Source organism: Pedobacter soli (assembly GCF_900101435.1).
Classification (GTDB): Bacteria; Bacteroidota; Bacteroidia; order Sphingobacteriales; family Sphingobacteriaceae; genus Pedobacter; species Pedobacter soli.
On sequence record NZ_FMZH01000001.1, the window covers coordinates 830941 to 847080 of the forward strand.

Here is a 16140-nt window from a genome sequence, read left to right on the forward strand (position 1 = left end):
AAGGAAAACTGTAAATTGTTGACAGAAAACTATCTGCTATATGCTAAAAACGTTAGATCTCAATCAGGTAATGGTACTCGATATTGAAACCGTTCCACAATACCCTTCTTTTCAGGATGTACCGCCCAATTTTCAGGAACTTTGGGAACACAAAACGCATTACCAGCGCAATAACGACCAAAGTGCAGAAGAATTTTACGAACGCGCAGGCATAATGGCCGAATTTGGCAAAATCATCTGCATCAGCCTCGGCATTTTCTATACCGAAGACAAAACGAATAAATTGCGCATCAAATCTTTTTCAGGTCATGATGAATACGAAATACTCTCGCAATTTTCAGCTTTGTTGAATAAACAAACGCCTGGTCTGATGTTCTGCGCCCATAACGGAAAAGAATTTGATTTCCCTTACCTCTGCCGCAGACTTTTAATTAATGACATCGAAATTCCGGTACAGCTGCAGCTAGCAGGCAAAAAGCCATGGGAAGTAAATCACATCGATACCATGGAGCTCTGGAAATTTGGCGACCACAAACATTTCACCTCCCTTAGCCTGCTTGCCGCCATTCTGGATATTCCTACTCCAAAAGATGATATTAACGGCAGTCAGGTAAAACAGGTATATTATGAAGAAAAAAACCTGCCCCGGATTGTTACCTATTGCCAGAAAGATGTAATTACTACAGCACAGGTACTGTTAAAATTTAAAGGTATGGAGGTAATTCCGGAAGAAAATATTACCATTGTAACCTGATGGCAGAATTAAAAATAAACATTCCCGAATACACTAAAGAAAAAGATACTGTTTCCATCTGGGAGGAAGGGTTTGTAATTAAAAGTGAGGTTTTAAATAATCAGATTATTATCTCAGCTAACCGGGCAGGCTTAATTTCTTTGGCAAAACATTTACTTTTTCTTGCCCAAAATGAAACGCCTGTAAATTGCCATTATCATTTAGATGAACTAAACAGCTTAGAAACAGGGTCGAAAGAAATTGTAATCTGTAAAATTTAATGTTAAACGTTGAAAATTTAAATATCGATTTCTACAACCAGGAAGATAAAAACTGGTTCAAAGCCGTTAAAAAAATCAGCTTTAATGTAAAAAAAGGTACTGTTTTAGGCATAGTTGGCGAATCGGGCTCGGGTAAATCGGTTACTTCGTTCTCCATTATGAGTTTGCATGACGAGCGCCTTGCTAAAATTACCGGCGATATTGATTTTGAAGACATCAGCCTGCTTAATTTAAATGCGAACGAAATCAGGCAGATCAGGGGCAATCAGATTTCAATGATTTTTCAGGAACCCATGACTTCCCTGAACCCTGTTTTTACTTGCGGCGATCAGGTTGCCGAAGCCATTATCCTCCACCAAAAGGTAGATAAAGCCGAAGCAAAAAAACAAACCATTGCCCTGTTTAACGAAGTTCAGCTTCCGCGACCCGAAAAAATATTTGAAAGTTATCCGCACCAGATTTCGGGTGGACAAAAGCAGCGGGTAATGATTGCTATGGCTTTAAGCTGTAACCCTAAACTGCTCATTGCCGACGAGCCTACAACTGCTTTAGACGTAACTGTTCAAAAAACCATTCTGCAATTGCTCCTTAAGCTCAAAACAGAGCGCAACATGGCCATGATCTTTATCTCGCACGATTTAGGCGTGGTAAACGAAATTGCCGATGAAGTTGCCGTGATGTACAAAGGCGAAATTGTAGAACAGGGCCCAGTAAAATCGGTATTTGAAAATCCGCAACATCCTTATACCCAGGGCTTACTCGCCTGCAGGCCATCACCCAACTTACAATTAAAAAAATTACCGGTTGTAGCCGATTTTTTAAACAACCAAACCGGTGATGCACCAGCCTATTTACAGCCGGCAAACCAGTTAACCACAACTGAAATTGCCCAAAGGCGGCAATCCTTGTACCAGCAAAAACCGTTATTGCAAATTAAAGCGCTATGCACCTGGTATCCTATCCGTAGCGGCTTATTTGGTAAAACTACCGATTATGTTAAAGCGGTGGATGAAATTAACTTTGAGGTTTTTCCGGGTGAAACCCTCGGCCTCGTAGGCGAATCGGGTTGCGGAAAAACAACCTTAGGCCGTACCATTATAAGGCTTATACAGCCAACGTCAGGTAGCATTGTATTTAACGGACAAGACATTACCCACCTGGGCAAAAACGAAATGCGAAAGCTCAGAAAAGATATCCAGATTATTTTTCAGGATCCCTATGCCTCGCTAAACCCTAAACTAAGCATCGGCCAATCCATATTAGAACCTTTGCAGGTACATCAGCTGTATCAAAATGATGCCGAACGCAAACAAAAGGTATTAGAACTGCTGGATAAAGTTGGTTTAAAAGCCGAGCATTTTAACCGCTATCCACACGAGTTTAGTGGCGGCCAGCGGCAGCGTGTGGTAATTGCACGGGCTTTGGCATTGCAACCCAAATTCATCATTTGCGATGAGTCCGTATCGGCACTCGATGTATCGGTACAGGCGCAGGTGCTTAACCTTATCAAATCACTACAGGAAGAATTTGGCCTGACTTATATCTTCATTTCACACGATTTAGCAGTAATCAAGCATATTTCTGACCGTATTTTAGTGATGAATAAAGGTAAAATTGAAGAGGAAGGTTTTCCAGAAGAATTATTTAATGCCCCTAAGGCCGAATATACTCAAAAACTTATCGCCGCGATTCCCGGCCAACAATAAATTATGCAAAGATTCTTTTCCATTATTGCTATACTGTTCTTTTGCGCAACCACTTACGCCCAAAAAGTCGAAATTATACAGTCCGGCTCCATTTTTAAGCAAGTGCCTTTCGAAGCCTGTCATGCTTCAACACTCGTTGATCTCGGAAACGGAAAAATTATGGCAGCCTGGTTTGGTGGCAAACACGAAGGAAGCAAAGATGTAGTGATTTGGTCGGCGGTAAAAAATGGTGCAAACTGGAGTCAGCCGGTTGAAATTGCCAACGGAATACAAAGCGATACCAGCCGTTTAGCCTGCTGGAATCCGGTATTGTTTAAAGCAAAAAATGGCATTTTATTCTTACACTATAAAGTGGGTTTAAATCCACGCGAGTGGTGGGCCGAATATAAAACATCGGCTAACAATGGTAAAACCTGGTCTAAAGCGCAAAAATTACCCAAAGATTTTTTAGGTCCTATTAAAAATAAACCCGTTCAACTGGCAAACGGAACCATCCTCTACCCTTCGAGCACCGAAAGCCTTGACGAAAAAACATGGAATATTCATATTGAAAAATCGGATGCCGACGGTAAAAACTGGATAAAAATCAAGATCAACTGCGATACCTTTGGCGTAATCCAGCCATCAATTCTCATTCATCCCAAAGGCAAATTACAACTGCTTTGCAGGAGCCGGCAAAATGTAATTGTAGAAAGTTGGTCGGTTGATGGAGGCGAAAACTGGTCGAAACTAAAACCTACCCAACTGCCCAATCCCAATTCGGGCAGTGATGCGGTAACCTTAAAAGATGGCAGGCAAATGCTTGTTTATAACCCATTAACTGCGGGTAAAAACTGGTGGGAAGGTCGCTCGCTATTAAAACTGGCCATATCAACCGATGGCGAAAACTGGAAAGATATTTATACCCTCGAAAACCACCAAAAAGGCGAATATAGCTACCCGGCCATTATTCAGGATCAAAATGGGAATATCCATATCAGTTATACCGCCGAGCGCAAAAACATCACCTATGTTGAACTGAAGTTGGCAGAACAGTAACTTGTAAATCAAAATCCCCTATCTCATATCTCAAGTCTCACATCTCATATCTCATATCCCACATCTACCATACATTTTACGCCCCAAATCCCGTCACTTCCCTATCTTTTCTGTATCTTCGGTAAATTCAGTTTAGCGTATGGCAAAGAAAAAATCGGCAAATATAAAATTGGTTCTGAATCAACTGGTTAGTGATATTTTTGAAAAAAACAATAATCAGCTTCTCAATTACAAACAGGTTTCGGCCAAATTGAACCTAAACGATCAGGAATCAAGAGAAACGATTTTAGAGATATTAAAGGAAGGAAAAAACAACGGTATTTTCTTAGAACCCCAAAAAGGGAAATTTAAACTTAAAGAACTGCAGAACTTCATTATTGGTACTGTAGATATGACTGCCGATGGTTCGGCTTATATCGTGCCCGAAGATGAGTTTGAGAAAGATATTTTTGTTGCACCCCGCAAACTTAAAAATGCCCTGCATGGCGATACCGTAAAAGCTTATGTTTTTGCCAAAAAGAGCGGCCGTAAAAATGATGGAGAAGTAATCGAAATCATTAAAAGGGCAAAATCAGACTTTACCGGTGTGATTAAAATATCAGATCGCTTTGCCTTCGTAATTGCCGACGATAAAAAAATGATGCACGATATTTTTGTACCATTAGCCGATACGCATGGTGCAAAAAGTGGTCAAAGGGTTTTGGTAACGCTATCCGACTGGCCTGAGAGTGCTAAAAACCCAATAGGTATTGTGAAACATGTGTTGGGCAACCAGGGCGAAAACAATACCGAAATGAATGCCATTCTGGCCCAATACGGCTTTCCACTCGAGTTCCCACCTCAGGTAGAAAGAGAAGCCAATGCCATTCCCGAAGAAATTCCGGCTGCAGAAATTGCTAAGCGTAAGGATTTTAGAAAGGTGTTAACCTTTACCATCGATCCGGCCGACGCCAAAGATTTTGACGATGCCATCTCCTACCAGGAATTACCCAATGGTAACCACGAAATCGGGATCCACATTGCCGATGTTTCACACTACGTAATCCAGGGAAGCGAACTCGATAAAGAAGCATATAGCCGCGCTACTTCGGTTTATTTGGTTGACCGCGTAATTCCGATGCTGCCGGAGCGTTTAAGTAACGGTGTATGCTCGCTTCGCCCGCACGAAGATAAATTGTGTTTTACAGCTGTTTTTGAGCTCGATGAGCAAGCCAACATCCAGAATGAATGGTATGGCCGCACAATCATCCACTCCGATCGCAGATTCACCTACGAAGAAGCACAGGAAGTGATTGAAAGTAAAACCGGCGATTACGCAACCGAAATACAAAAACTGAATGAGCTTGCTTATATCCTGCGCGACCGTAAATTTAAAAACGGCGCCATCAGCTTTGAAAGTACCGAAGTTAAATTTAAACTCGATGAAGCTGGCAAACCTATAGGCGTTTACGTAAAAGAGCGTAAAGATGCCCATAAACTGATTGAAGATTACATGCTTTTGGCCAACCGTAAAGTAGCCGAATTTATTGCAAAAAAGAGCAAGGGTAAACAAAAATTAACCTTTGTTTACCGGGTGCACGATTCGCCCAACATGGAAACTTTAAATACTTTTGCCAACTTTGCTTCCCGCTTTGGCTATAAAATCAATACCAAATCAGATAAGGAAATTGCCAAATCGCTAAACCATTTAATGGCTGATGTAGAGGGCAAAAAAGAGCAGAATATTTTAACTTCGCTGGCCATCCGTTCTATGGCCAAAGCCATTTATACCACTAAAAAAACCAGCCATTACGGCCTGGCTTTCGAGTATTACACCCACTTCACTTCGCCTATCCGTCGTTATCCCGATGTAATGGCACACCGTTTACTGCAAACCTATTTAGATGGTGGCAAATCGGCCGATATGGAGTTTTACGAAGTTGCTTCCGTGCATTCTTCTGCGATGGAAAAACGGGCTGCTGATGCCGAAAGAGCTTCGATTAAATACAAACAAGCCGAATATCTAGAAAATAATATCGGTACAGCCTACAAAGGCATTATTTCGGGCGTTACCGAATGGGGCATGTATGTAGAAATTGAAGAAAATAAATGTGAAGGTATGATCCGCCTGCGCGACATATCTGACGATTTTTATGTACTTGATGAAAAAAACTACTGTATTGTAGGCCAAAGAAAGAAGAAAAAATATCAACTGGGCGATGAAGTGATGATACGTGTAAAAAAAGTTGATCTTTCTAAGCGCCAAATCGATTTCACCCTAATTCCTGATTAAAAAATTAAGACATTTGTGCCCGAAACACAGTGTTTAAACAAAACATGCAGACTACAGAACAATTACAGCAAATTTTAGATACCACAATACAAAATTTAAAGTTTCCAGATCACCCGAAGCAACTTTATGATCCGATAAGCTATATCATTAACCTGGGTGGCAAACGGGTAAGGCCCTTATTGGTACTTATGGCCACAGAACTGTTTGGTGCTGATGCCAACGAATCTGTTCATGCTGCAATGGCTATAGAGATTTTCCATAATTTTACCCTCGTACACGATGATATTATGGATAATGCGCCATTACGCAGAGGCCAGGCAACGGTACACGAAAAATGGAGTACCAATGTGGCTATTTTGAGTGGCGATGTGATGATGGTAGAAGCCAATAAAAACCTCGCTAAAGTAAATCCGGTTTTTCTTAAAGATGTGCTCGATACTTTCAATGCTACCGCTCAGGGTGTTTGCGAAGGACAGCAATTAGATATGGAATTTGAAGGACGTGATGATGTAAGTATTGAAGAGTACATCAACATGATCAGGCTCAAAACTGCTGTATTATTGGGTGGTGCGCTGAAATTAGGTGCTATTATTGCCGGTGCATCAACAAAAGATGCCGACCTGATTGAGCAATTCGGCGAAAATATTGGTATTGCTTTTCAACTGCAGGATGATATTTTAGATGTATATGCCGATCCGGAAAAATTTGGCAAACAGGTTGGTGGTGATATTATTGCGAATAAAAAGACTTTCCTGCTGTTAAAAGCCTTTGAACTCGCAGAAGGTGATACCAAAGCTGCTTTAAATACCTGGACTGCCGCTAAAGCGTTTAACGCGCAAGAAAAGGTAGAAACCGTTAGGGCTGTTTACGATACACTGGACATACAACAGATTGCTAAAGAACACATGAACCATTACCGCGATAAAGCGCTGGCCTTATTTGCGCAGATAAATGTGAGCGAGGAAAGAAAAGCAAACCTGCTAACACTTACCAACCAGTTAATGGCCAGGGAGTATTAAAAAAGGAGGTTTAATTGCTTTAAGTTTGGTGGTTAATTGATGATCCCCCTCCTCTAGGCGTCATTGCGAGAAACGAAGCCTGCCTGCAGCAGGCAGGCAATCTTACAACGGTCGCTACAGCCAAGTGTTCGCATAAAGATTACTTCGGCGGCTGAAAAAGCCTTCTCGCAATGACGAAAAGCTAAGCCTTAACCAACTTATATTTAATCCAAAAATCGGCTGATTTAGCTGCAGATTCTCCGCCTTGCTGGGGTCTTTCACCACCGCCTCCACCTCGCATACCACCTCCTGATCTTCCTCCACTCATACCACCGCGGCCGCCGCCCATGCCTTTTCCGCCACCACCGCCGAAACCACCTGCTCTTCCACCGCCTTCCGGCTTACCTGCTCTGTGCATTGCAGTTTTATTCGGCTGGTTAATTTTGATGTTGTACACCAGTGGTTTTTTCATATCTAAATTCACAGCAAGTTGCGCCAGCGGAATACGCAATTCGTAAATCAAATCTTTATTGGGGTGAATGCTCATACCGGTTTCAATGCCACTCTGGTTATCGGCAGGTAAATCGCCATCAGCAATATTTTTAAAACCCGAAACACGGATACTTTTATTCATTGCTGAAGGATCGTGCATCAATCCCGTATCTCTATCAGTATGTGGTGTATGGTGATCTGGTGGTACATCTACATCTTTGTCCATAGGTGGTCTTTCCATCAGAGGAAAGGTTAATTTAATCCCGTCTTTCTTCTTACCTGCAGTATTAATGTTTAAGGTAATGCCCCCGCTTAACACGCTAAAGGTAGTCTGGGGGTCTAAAGATTCGATAATGAGGTAAAGATTTTGATCATCATTTGCCAGCGCAAAAGCCAGCCGGGTGGCATCGTTATACTGGTTAAGCGGTTCGTTCCATTCGTTCGATATACCATCGGCTTTAAAAGGCTTTACCATGCGGATGTTCTCTTCTACATCTTGTGCATATAATAAACTGCCTGAAATAAGTAATGGAATTAATAAGGATATTTTCTTCAGATTCATGGGGGATTTGTTTTAAAATCAATACCCTAATCTAAAGGCCTGAAATGTTAATTTTTGTTATTTAACAGGGTTTAACAATTTAGTCGGGAGTCGGAAGTCCGGGGTCGGGAGTCTGGAGGTCAGCTAAAAGATGGAATGAATTGATGTTCAGTTATCAGTTTACAGTTATCAGTTTTCAATTTTCAGTTGAATTAGACTATGAACTATTGACTATAAACCAATAAACTAATGACCAATGAACTAATAACCAGTATCCAGTTGGTAGTTCGCAGTTAACCAATTAACCGATTTAAACAGTTAACCGATTAACCAGTTAACCGAATAGCAAAGCTATAAACGCAAAAAAGGTCCTGATTTGCATCAGAACCTTTTTTATATTTTATTTCGTACTAATTATTCTGCAGATGCAGCTTCTTCAGTAGCTTCGTCTTTTTTAGCTGCTTTTTTTGCTGGTGCTTTTTTAGCAGGTGCTGCTTCAACTTCAGCTACAACTTCTTTCTTTGCAGTTGCTTTTTTAGCAGCTGGTTTAGCGATTGCTGCTTCGATCTCTGCATCAGTGATAGGAAGAATAGAAACATATGATTTGTTATCTTGTTTCTTTTTGAAAACAACCGTACCATCAACTAAAGCGAATAAAGTATGGTCTTTACCAATACCCACGCCTTTATCAGGATGGTGTTTTGTACCACGTTGACGTACTAAAATGTTTCCTGCGATAGCTAACTGACCACCGAAAACTTTAATACCTAAACGCTTACTATGCGATTCACGTCCGTTTTTCGAACTACCGGCTCCTTTTTTGTGTGCCATGATTTTATATTTTGTAACCCGCTAAAAGCGGATTATTGGGTTAACAATTAATTATAACGTGATGTCAGAGATCTGAATCTTAGTGAAAAACTGGCGGTGACCGTTTTTCTTTTTGTAACCTTTTCTACGTTTTTTGTGGAAAACGATTACTTTATCACCTTTTAAATGAGATACGATCTTAGCTGAAACTTTAGCACCTTTAACTGCAGGAGCACCTACAGTAATTGCACCACCGTTATCAACCAACAATACATTATCAAATTCAATACTAGCGCCTTCATCTCCTTGCAATCTGTGTACAAAAAGGTGCTGGTCTTTAGCAACTTTAAATTGCTGCCCTGCTATATTTACTATTGCGTACATTGTTTAAATATTAGTTTTTTAATTTTTATTTAACGAGGTGCAAATATAGAACAATTTCAATTAACACACAAATAGATATCGAAAATATTTTTCGATAAAACATTCCGCCCATCGCTACCTCTCCTTCCATATCCGTTTACCCACCCCAACTTTAGTTTTCAGAAGGGTAAAGATAAACATTTTAGCGTCCTCATGTATCCTACACTCGCTTTGTTTATAAACCCGATAGCAATGGAAAGCCTCCGCTTTTTCAGCGGTGCTTGTAATGAATAGCGGGACTACAAGCAGCCAAATACTTCCCCCCACTCCTTTTCTGAATAAAAAACAGCCATCTGTTAAAAAATGTTAAACCGTAATCTTATTACGAAAATTTCGTAGTTTTACGAAAATTAAATAGACCACTAAATCCCAATACCATGAAACGAATTTTAACTACCTGCCTGGCTACGGCCATTTTATTTTCAGCAAAGGCACAGGAAGCCGATAAAGCACTGGCCAGAGTGCGCTATACTTTTACACACGTGAGAGATACCACCCAAAGAGACCAACCTAAAGTAGAAAATATGCTGCTGGTAACCGGTAAAAATGCATCGGTTTATACGAGTTACGATAAACTGAACCAGGCACTTAAAATGCAACAACAGCTACAGGAACAAATTAAGAACCAAAGCGGTAACGGGAACATGAAAATTGAGCTGAAAAGCGAAATGAAAACACAACCTACCCAGGAAGATTATTTCTTTTTTGCCAATGAGCACAAAATGATTACCAAAGAACGCTTGTTTAACAATTATCTGGTTGAAGAACCTGCCGCTACCATTGACTGGAAAATACTAAAAGATACCATGAGTTTTTCGGGCGTAGCTTGCCAGAAAGCAACAGCGCGGTTTAAAGGCCGCAACTGGATTGCCTGGTTTGCAACAGAGATTCCGTTTCAAAGCGGTCCGTGGAAATTAAACGGCCTGCCCGGCTTAATTATAGAAGCTTACGACGATAAAAAAGAAGTGAAATTTGAATTTGCGGGACTCGAAAATGTAAAAGAAGCAGCTGCCACTACCAACGCTGAGGGCGATGTTAAAATTGTAGCTCCAAATGGCGGAGTGGGCTCGGTAAAAATTATGGGCATAGATGTAAACACAAGCTATCTGGGAGCCGAAATTAAGTTACCAACCGATGCGATAAAAACCACCCGGAAAGAGCTAGATAAACTTAAAGCTGCCCGCGATAAGGATCCGCAAGGTTTTATGCAGGCACAAATGGCAGCGAATGGTATGCAGGGCTCGTTCAGAATGAATCAGGCACCACGTCCTTCAGGTGCAGCTGCAGTTAAAACCGAAGTTAACAATCCGATAGAACTTGAAAACAAAAAATGAAAAAGCTCATTTTAACCTGCTGGCTTTTGCTGGCAGCTTTTTCTGTTTTTGCCCAAAAGCCCCTTAAAGGCCAGGTAAAAGATGCCAGTGGTAAAGGGGTCGAATCGGTTAATGTAACTTTAAAGGATGCCAAAGGTAACATCATTAATTTTACGCATACAAACAAAAACGGCGCTTTTAGCATGGAGCTCAAAAACGACCAGATTGCCGGTTACAAAATTGAAGCTTCGAGCATTGGTTATAAAAAACTGATTACCACGGTAACTGATGTGGCTAAAAACTACGACCTGACTTTACAGCCCAGCGAAACCACATTGGAAACAGTTAACGTTAAAAACCGGCCATCGCTAACTGCCCGTGGCGATACTTTAAATTACCGTACAGCTGATTTTGCGGATAAACAAGACCGAAGCATTGGCGATGTGCTGAAAAAAATGCCCGGTGTGGAGGTTGCCGAAGATGGTAAGATCAGCTATAACGGGAAATCGATTTCGAACCTTTATGTGGATGGCGACAATTTGTTAGACGATAAATACAATATTGGCACCAAAAGTATCCCGCATGGGGCAGTTGATAAGGTACAGGTAATCCAAAATGATCAGCCCATTAAAATGATGCGCAAAAATAACATGAGCGATGATGTTGCCCTGAACCTGGTGATTAAAGATGAAGCCAAACTTAAAGTAATGGGCGATGCTACTGCGGGCGCAGGCATGCCCAATCGTTTTGACGAAAACCTGACCGCCATGCTGTTTAATAAAAAGCTAAAGTTTATTAACAACATTAAGGGCAATAACATTGGCAGCGATCCGGGTGGAGACCTTATTGCGCACAATTTTTCTGATTATTTAAAGAAACTGGATAACGATAAACCTAGCGGGCTCCTCTCAACGGGTGCCGCCGGAGTACCATCGTTGCCGCAAAGCAGGTATCTTTTTAACAAAGCCGGATTGATTAACCTGAACAATTTGTACAAGTTTAATCAAGACCTTCAGTTAAGGGCTAATATTTCCTATTTATACGACGAGCGGCGCCAGGAATACAATAAATTTTCGGAAACTTATCTTCCCGGTCAAACTATCCGTTATGCCGAAACGCAAAACAATGGCATTAATCCGCAAAAGCTGAGGGCGCAGTTTAACTTAAACGGCAATGCAGAACAATATTACCTGAACAATAACTTGGTAGTGGAATATGCGCCTTTTAAAACTACTTCGGGTTTTGTAATGAATAACGTAGCCGCCAACCAGGTGCTTAAACAGGAAACCTTCGATTTGTCGAACGAATTTAATTACCGCAAAAAGTTAAAATCGGAGGATGTGATTAACCTCTACTCCTACTTAAACCGCACCACACAACCAGAAACGTTAAATATTACCCCCGGCTTAAATGCCGACATTTTGAATAATGGGAACAGCTATCTGGGTTTAACGCAGTACATTAAACTCCCCACCTGGTACACCAACAATTATGTATCGTTCGCTTTTGTAAAAAACAATTTTGTGCAAACGTATAAGGCAGGTTTCAATGTACAGCAACAGCAGCTTAACTCGGAACTCTACCGCACACAAAACAACCAGCAAACAGAGCCAGTTACCGGCAGCACAGTAAATGATCTCGACTGGCTTAAAACCAAACTTTACACCGAAGCCACTTACGAGTATACCAACGATAAGTTAAAGGCTGGTTTGAGCTTGCCATTAAGCTACAACCATATTAACTATAGTGATGCACTCAATCAATTGGATAACGGTCTGAATAAACTGTTTATCAACCCCGGGCTTAATATAAAATACCAAACCAGTACCGAAAATTACGTTACGGCGAATTATAATTTCAGAAACGACCTGGGCGGTATTAACGATGTTTACCGGGGTACCATCTTAAAGAATTATCGCTCGTTATTTTCGAACGATGCACCCATTGCCGAATCAAAATCGCATAATATTGGGGCAGGTTTTAATTTTAGAAAAGCCATGCAGATGTTGTTTGCGAACGTAACGGCTAATTACAGTGATACTGAGCTGAGCACCATTTCGGCTTACAACTTAAGCAACAACATTCAGCAGAAAATTGTACTGCCGCTAAACAATCACATCCGCAGTATCTCTTTAACCGCAAATGCAAGCAAATACCTGTTTAGCTTAAAAAGTACAGTAAATGCCGGGGTAAGTTTTGCGCAAAGCAAATACAGCCAGCTGCAGAACGATGCACTTTTACCGTTTAACACACAAACAGTGGCTTACAAAGTTGGTATTGAAGCGAAGCTTACCAACTTCATTAACTGGTCGTACGCTGCCAATTTTGCCATTACCGACAACAAAGCCACGGTAGCGGATGGGATAAAAACCAATTTCAAACAGTTGAGACAACAGTCTGCTTTAGCCATTACCACGGTTAGAAATCTGTATTTAAATTTATCAGCCGAGCACCTTTTAACCCGGCAATCTTCGCAACCTGATTTGAAGTACCTTTTTGCGGATGCGAATATGCGTTACAAGTGGTTAAAAATGAAGACCGATATTGAATTTGGGATAAGCAACCTAACCAATATTAAAAGCTTTGATGCCATTTACATTTCGGCAAACTCCCTAACCACAGGCACTTATGCTATCCCGGGGCGGGTAGCGATGCTAAAGGCTACGTTTAATTTCTAGGTTTGATTAGCGGGAAGTGATACATGATATTGTTTCCCGCTGATTTAAGATGATCAATACAGATTATTATCAATCAAAGCATTTACCGATCAGCGAAATCTGTGGGATCTGCGGGAGAAACAAGGCACCCTATTAATTATTTTTCCCGCTGATTGAAGAAAATTAACGCAGAATATTATTATTCAAAGCATTTACCTATCAGCGAAATCTGTGGAATCTGCGGGAGAAAGAAGCAACAGACTATTATTTCCCGCAGATTTAAGGCGATTAACGCAAATAAATATTAATCGAATCAGCGAAATCTGAGGGAGAAAAAGGCGAATTATTAAGGCTTGGTATTAATCTGGATAAACTGTCCTTTCTGATCCATTTTCAAATCCATAATCATATCGGGATTCAACTTATCAAGTTCTGCTTTGCTCACCTTATTTCCGTTCAGATAATAACTCATACTGGTAACCGATGATTCTTTTGCTGCTGGTTTATCTTTTCCGCCTTCATTGTTTTCTTTCGTATTCACAGTCGATTTCATGATAAAAACGGCAGTAACTTTTTTTCCTTTGGTATCAGCAACATTTCCAAAACCCATGCTGGCCTGGTCAGCAAGCATCATCTGTTCAATTTTCTCGTTGGTTGGCACTGAATCGGTTAAAGTAAAATGTTTCACAAAAGTTCGCTTACTTAAATTTCCATCTGTTTTAAAATCGAATTTAACATTGCCTGTCATTTTTTTCAGCACTTCGGCCACCCGATGCGGTACAGTATCGCCTGCCTGATCGTTAGACCTAAAAACAAAGGTAAATCTGGTAGCCGTGTCCTTTTTAACCAGCGGCAATGCAGTCTTTCTTTTCTTGTTGATTTTTGATTTTATTTTGGCTTCCGCAATAGTTTCAGCTTCCTTATGCGGGATCACATTTACCACCATTTTAGTTAAAGGGGCAAAACTTTTATGAACGGCTTTTTTATCGATAGTAAAAGCCAGCGTAACACACAATAAAACAGGAAAAGCAAGCATGTAACGCGTTAAATTCATTCTAGATGAGCGTTTGACATTCATCATTTTAATCCGTTTTTTCAAATCAGACAAACTAAAATTGTTCACAATAGCAACTGAAGGTTGTAGCGTACCTACATCAAGCAAACTATACTGATAGGCCTTTTTATCAATTCCTTTTCTTAAAATGCGGGCATCGGTAATAAACTCAATATTTTCGCGTACGGCTTTTTTCATCAGCCAAACACCTGGGTTAAACCAGTAAAAAACCACACAAATTTCGGCCAGGATAATATCTAACGTATGCCATTGTTCTACATGCACTTTCTCATGTGCCAAAATGTTCGGCAAATCTTCCTGCTTGTGCAGCCCCGGATTAATGTAAATGGTTTGCCAGAAACTGAATGGACTCACCTCTTCACTCAATATCCTTACCGAATACTGATTCAAACTATCGGGCGAAGAACTTTGGTGCATACGGTACAGGGAAATAAACTGCACCAGTAAACGCAGCGCCATCAGCACCACGCCCGCATAAAAAAGTAGGGTAAGTACTTGCCACACTAGCGGAACGGCATCTTGTTTTACCAGCTGGCTTACCTGCTGGTTCAGCCCGGGAACAAACGCAGGTATAGCTTTATGGTCAGCCAAAAACCCGGTAAGGTTGATAAAAGGGTACGCAGAAGAAAAGATAATTCCAAATACCAGAAAAGCCCGGTTAAGCGAATAAAAAGTAAGCCTGCGCAACACCAGGTAGTAGGTAGCCGAAAATAAAATCAGCACCAGGTTAATTTTCAATAAAATGAGAAAGAAATGTGGCATAGCCTTTACTTTTCAGGGTTCTCTATTAAGTTTATAATCTCTTTAAGTTCTTCGGCACTGATCTTTTTATCCTTCGCAAAAAAAGCAACCAGCTCTTTATAGGAACTTTGGAAATAATTATTAACAAAACCACTCATAAAACGCTTTTTATACTCCACTTCCTTAACCTTTGCACTGTAGCGGTTGGCATTGGCAAAACGCTCGCTTACCAGATAACCTTTACGTTCGAGATTTTTTATCGTTGAAGCCAGCGTAGTGTATGGTGGTTTAGGCTCGGGCAGTACATCCATAAAATCCTTAATAAAGCCTTTTCCAACCTGCCAAACAGCCAGCATCGCTTCTTCTTCCTGCAATGTTAATTTTTCCATATTTACGAATATATCGTAAATATACGAAAACATCCTAAACAAAAAAGACCTTAATCTGCTTAGATCAAGGTCTTTCCATCTGATATTAAATCAATATTTTATTTTGCGCTTCTTTTTTCGGCCTGCAGCAAGGTTTGATCGATCACTTTACGCATTTGTACCGCAGCATCCAATAATTTCGGGTTGCCATCAAAGTCGCCATAAATTACCACATGTTTTGTTTTTTCCTTGTATTTAAACAGCAAATCATAACGTGGCACTGTCATCGATTTTTCGCTTTTCTTACCAATGGTATCCGGGAAATTCCAAAGCCCAATTTCATTGGCTTTACCGTGCATGTAAAGAATATCGTCGCTCTTTAAAAAGATTTTCTTCTTAATAACCGAATCGGCCCCATTAACATACTGGTATTCGCCAGTGGCTGAGTTATAATGATTTTCAAGGGTATCTTTTATGCCCCATTTGTACTCCATAGATACAAAATCCTTTTTTCGGAAAGGCGCATTCTGGATAATCGGCTTATAATAGATATAACAATAAATAATCATCGGCACGATGATGGTAATGGCTAAGAATATTTTTTTTCCTCTGCTTGACACTTTTTATATTTAATTATTGAATGGACGAATTACTGAATTATTTAGTGAAAGGGCTACCGTTTTTTCGAATGA

Annotated in this window: 14 protein-coding genes; 8 read left to right on the top strand and 6 right to left on the bottom strand. The window is 40.6% G+C overall.

What is annotated here, in order from left to right:
- The first annotated feature begins 40 nt into the window (after positions 1–40).
- From BLR37_RS03340 to BLR37_RS03365, 6 genes are all read left to right on the top strand, one after another.
- Positions 41–754: a 3'-5' exonuclease gene (locus tag BLR37_RS03340; RefSeq protein ID WP_090764489.1), complete on the top strand. Its 714-nt coding sequence runs from the start codon at positions 41–43 to the stop codon at positions 752–754.
- Positions 754–1014 (top strand): Imm32 family immunity protein, encoded by a 261-nt coding sequence (locus BLR37_RS03345; RefSeq protein WP_090764492.1) that lies wholly within the window; start codon positions 754–756, stop codon positions 1012–1014. Before BLR37_RS03340 ends, BLR37_RS03345 begins: the two co-directional genes overlap by 1 nt.
- A complete protein-coding gene (locus BLR37_RS03350) occupies positions 1014–2720 on the top strand; it encodes an ABC transporter ATP-binding protein (protein ID WP_090764498.1) in 1707 nt (568 codons plus the stop codon). The genes BLR37_RS03345 and BLR37_RS03350 overlap by 1 nt, the downstream gene beginning before the upstream one ends.
- Before the next feature lie 3 nt (positions 2721–2723).
- Complete coding sequence (locus tag BLR37_RS03355; protein ID WP_090764501.1) at positions 2724–3758, top strand: sialidase family protein; 1035 nt, start codon at positions 2724–2726, stop codon at positions 3756–3758.
- Between the two features lie 139 nt (positions 3759–3897).
- Entirely contained in the window at positions 3898–6030 is a 2133-nt protein-coding gene (gene rnr, locus BLR37_RS03360; RefSeq protein WP_090764504.1) for a ribonuclease R, read from the top strand.
- 44 nt (positions 6031–6074) lie between these two features.
- On the top strand, positions 6075–7049 hold the full coding sequence (locus BLR37_RS03365) for a polyprenyl synthetase family protein (RefSeq protein ID WP_167356540.1): 975 nt from the start codon (positions 6075–6077) through the stop codon (positions 7047–7049).
- Positions 7050–7230: 181 nt separating this feature from the next.
- Here BLR37_RS03365 and BLR37_RS25235 read toward each other — a convergent pair whose 3' ends face one another.
- The 3 genes from BLR37_RS25235 to rplU form a co-directional block, all read right to left on the bottom strand.
- On the bottom strand, positions 7231–8082 hold the full coding sequence (locus tag BLR37_RS25235; protein WP_167356541.1) for a DOMON domain-containing protein: 852 nt from the start codon (positions 8080–8082) through the stop codon (positions 7231–7233).
- A 393-nt stretch (positions 8083–8475) separates the two neighbouring features.
- A complete protein-coding gene (gene rpmA, locus BLR37_RS03370; protein WP_090764510.1) occupies positions 8476–8892 on the bottom strand; it encodes a 50S ribosomal protein L27 in 417 nt (138 codons plus the stop codon).
- Positions 8893–8943: 51 nt separating this feature from the next.
- Positions 8944–9255, bottom strand: a complete 312-nt coding sequence (gene rplU / locus BLR37_RS03375; RefSeq protein WP_039476071.1) for a 50S ribosomal protein L21 — start codon at positions 9253–9255, stop codon at positions 8944–8946.
- 416 nt (positions 9256–9671) lie between these two features.
- Between rplU and BLR37_RS03385 the strand changes: the two genes are divergently transcribed.
- The gene (locus tag BLR37_RS03385; RefSeq protein ID WP_090764516.1) at positions 9672–10628 is read left to right on the top strand and encodes a GLPGLI family protein; all 957 of its coding nucleotides are present in this window, start codon (positions 9672–9674) and stop codon (positions 10626–10628) included.
- Positions 10625–13285: a TonB-dependent receptor gene (locus tag BLR37_RS03390; RefSeq protein WP_090764519.1), complete on the top strand. Its 2661-nt coding sequence runs from the start codon at positions 10625–10627 to the stop codon at positions 13283–13285. The genes BLR37_RS03385 and BLR37_RS03390 overlap by 4 nt, the downstream gene beginning before the upstream one ends.
- Before the next feature lie 325 nt (positions 13286–13610).
- Here BLR37_RS03390 and BLR37_RS03395 read toward each other — a convergent pair whose 3' ends face one another.
- The 3 genes from BLR37_RS03395 to BLR37_RS03405 form a co-directional block, all read right to left on the bottom strand.
- Positions 13611–15101 carry a M56 family metallopeptidase gene (locus BLR37_RS03395; RefSeq protein WP_090764524.1) on the bottom strand — a complete coding sequence of 497 codons (1491 nt, stop codon included), beginning with the start codon at positions 15099–15101 and terminating at the stop codon, positions 13611–13613.
- Between the two features lie 5 nt (positions 15102–15106).
- Positions 15107–15469: a BlaI/MecI/CopY family transcriptional regulator gene (locus tag BLR37_RS03400; protein WP_039476366.1), complete on the bottom strand. Its 363-nt coding sequence runs from the start codon at positions 15467–15469 to the stop codon at positions 15107–15109.
- Positions 15470–15567: 98 nt separating this feature from the next.
- Complete coding sequence (locus BLR37_RS03405) at positions 15568–16068, bottom strand: hypothetical protein (RefSeq protein WP_090764527.1); 501 nt, start codon at positions 16066–16068, stop codon at positions 15568–15570.
- Positions 16069–16140: the final 72 nt, after the last annotated feature.

Bases quoted from the DNA above. Each gene is read 5' to 3' on its own strand.
- BLR37_RS03340 (WP_090764489.1), top strand. From the start codon at position 41: ATGCTAAAAACGTTAGATCTCAATCAGGTAATGGTACTCGATATTGAA.
- BLR37_RS03400 (WP_039476366.1), bottom strand. From the start codon at position 15,469: ATGGAAAAATTAACATTGCAGGAAGAAGAAGCGATGCTGGCTGTTTGG.
- BLR37_RS25235 (WP_167356541.1), bottom strand. From the start codon at position 8,082: ATGAATCTGAAGAAAATATCCTTATTAATTCCATTACTTATTTCAGGC.
- BLR37_RS03345 (WP_090764492.1), top strand. From the start codon at position 754: ATGGCAGAATTAAAAATAAACATTCCCGAATACACTAAAGAAAAAGAT.
- BLR37_RS03365 (WP_167356540.1), top strand. From the start codon at position 6,075: ATGCAGACTACAGAACAATTACAGCAAATTTTAGATACCACAATACAA.
- rpmA (WP_090764510.1), bottom strand. From the start codon at position 8,892: ATGGCACACAAAAAAGGAGCCGGTAGTTCGAAAAACGGACGTGAATCG.
- rplU (WP_039476071.1), bottom strand. From the start codon at position 9,255: ATGTACGCAATAGTAAATATAGCAGGGCAGCAATTTAAAGTTGCTAAA.
- rnr (WP_090764504.1), top strand. From the start codon at position 3,898: ATGGCAAAGAAAAAATCGGCAAATATAAAATTGGTTCTGAATCAACTG.
- BLR37_RS03355 (WP_090764501.1), top strand. From the start codon at position 2,724: ATGCAAAGATTCTTTTCCATTATTGCTATACTGTTCTTTTGCGCAACC.
- BLR37_RS03395 (WP_090764524.1), bottom strand. From the start codon at position 15,101: ATGCCACATTTCTTTCTCATTTTATTGAAAATTAACCTGGTGCTGATT.
- BLR37_RS03390 (WP_090764519.1), top strand. From the start codon at position 10,625: ATGAAAAAGCTCATTTTAACCTGCTGGCTTTTGCTGGCAGCTTTTTCT.
- BLR37_RS03385 (WP_090764516.1), top strand. From the start codon at position 9,672: ATGAAACGAATTTTAACTACCTGCCTGGCTACGGCCATTTTATTTTCA.
- BLR37_RS03350 (WP_090764498.1), top strand. From the start codon at position 1,014: ATGTTAAACGTTGAAAATTTAAATATCGATTTCTACAACCAGGAAGAT.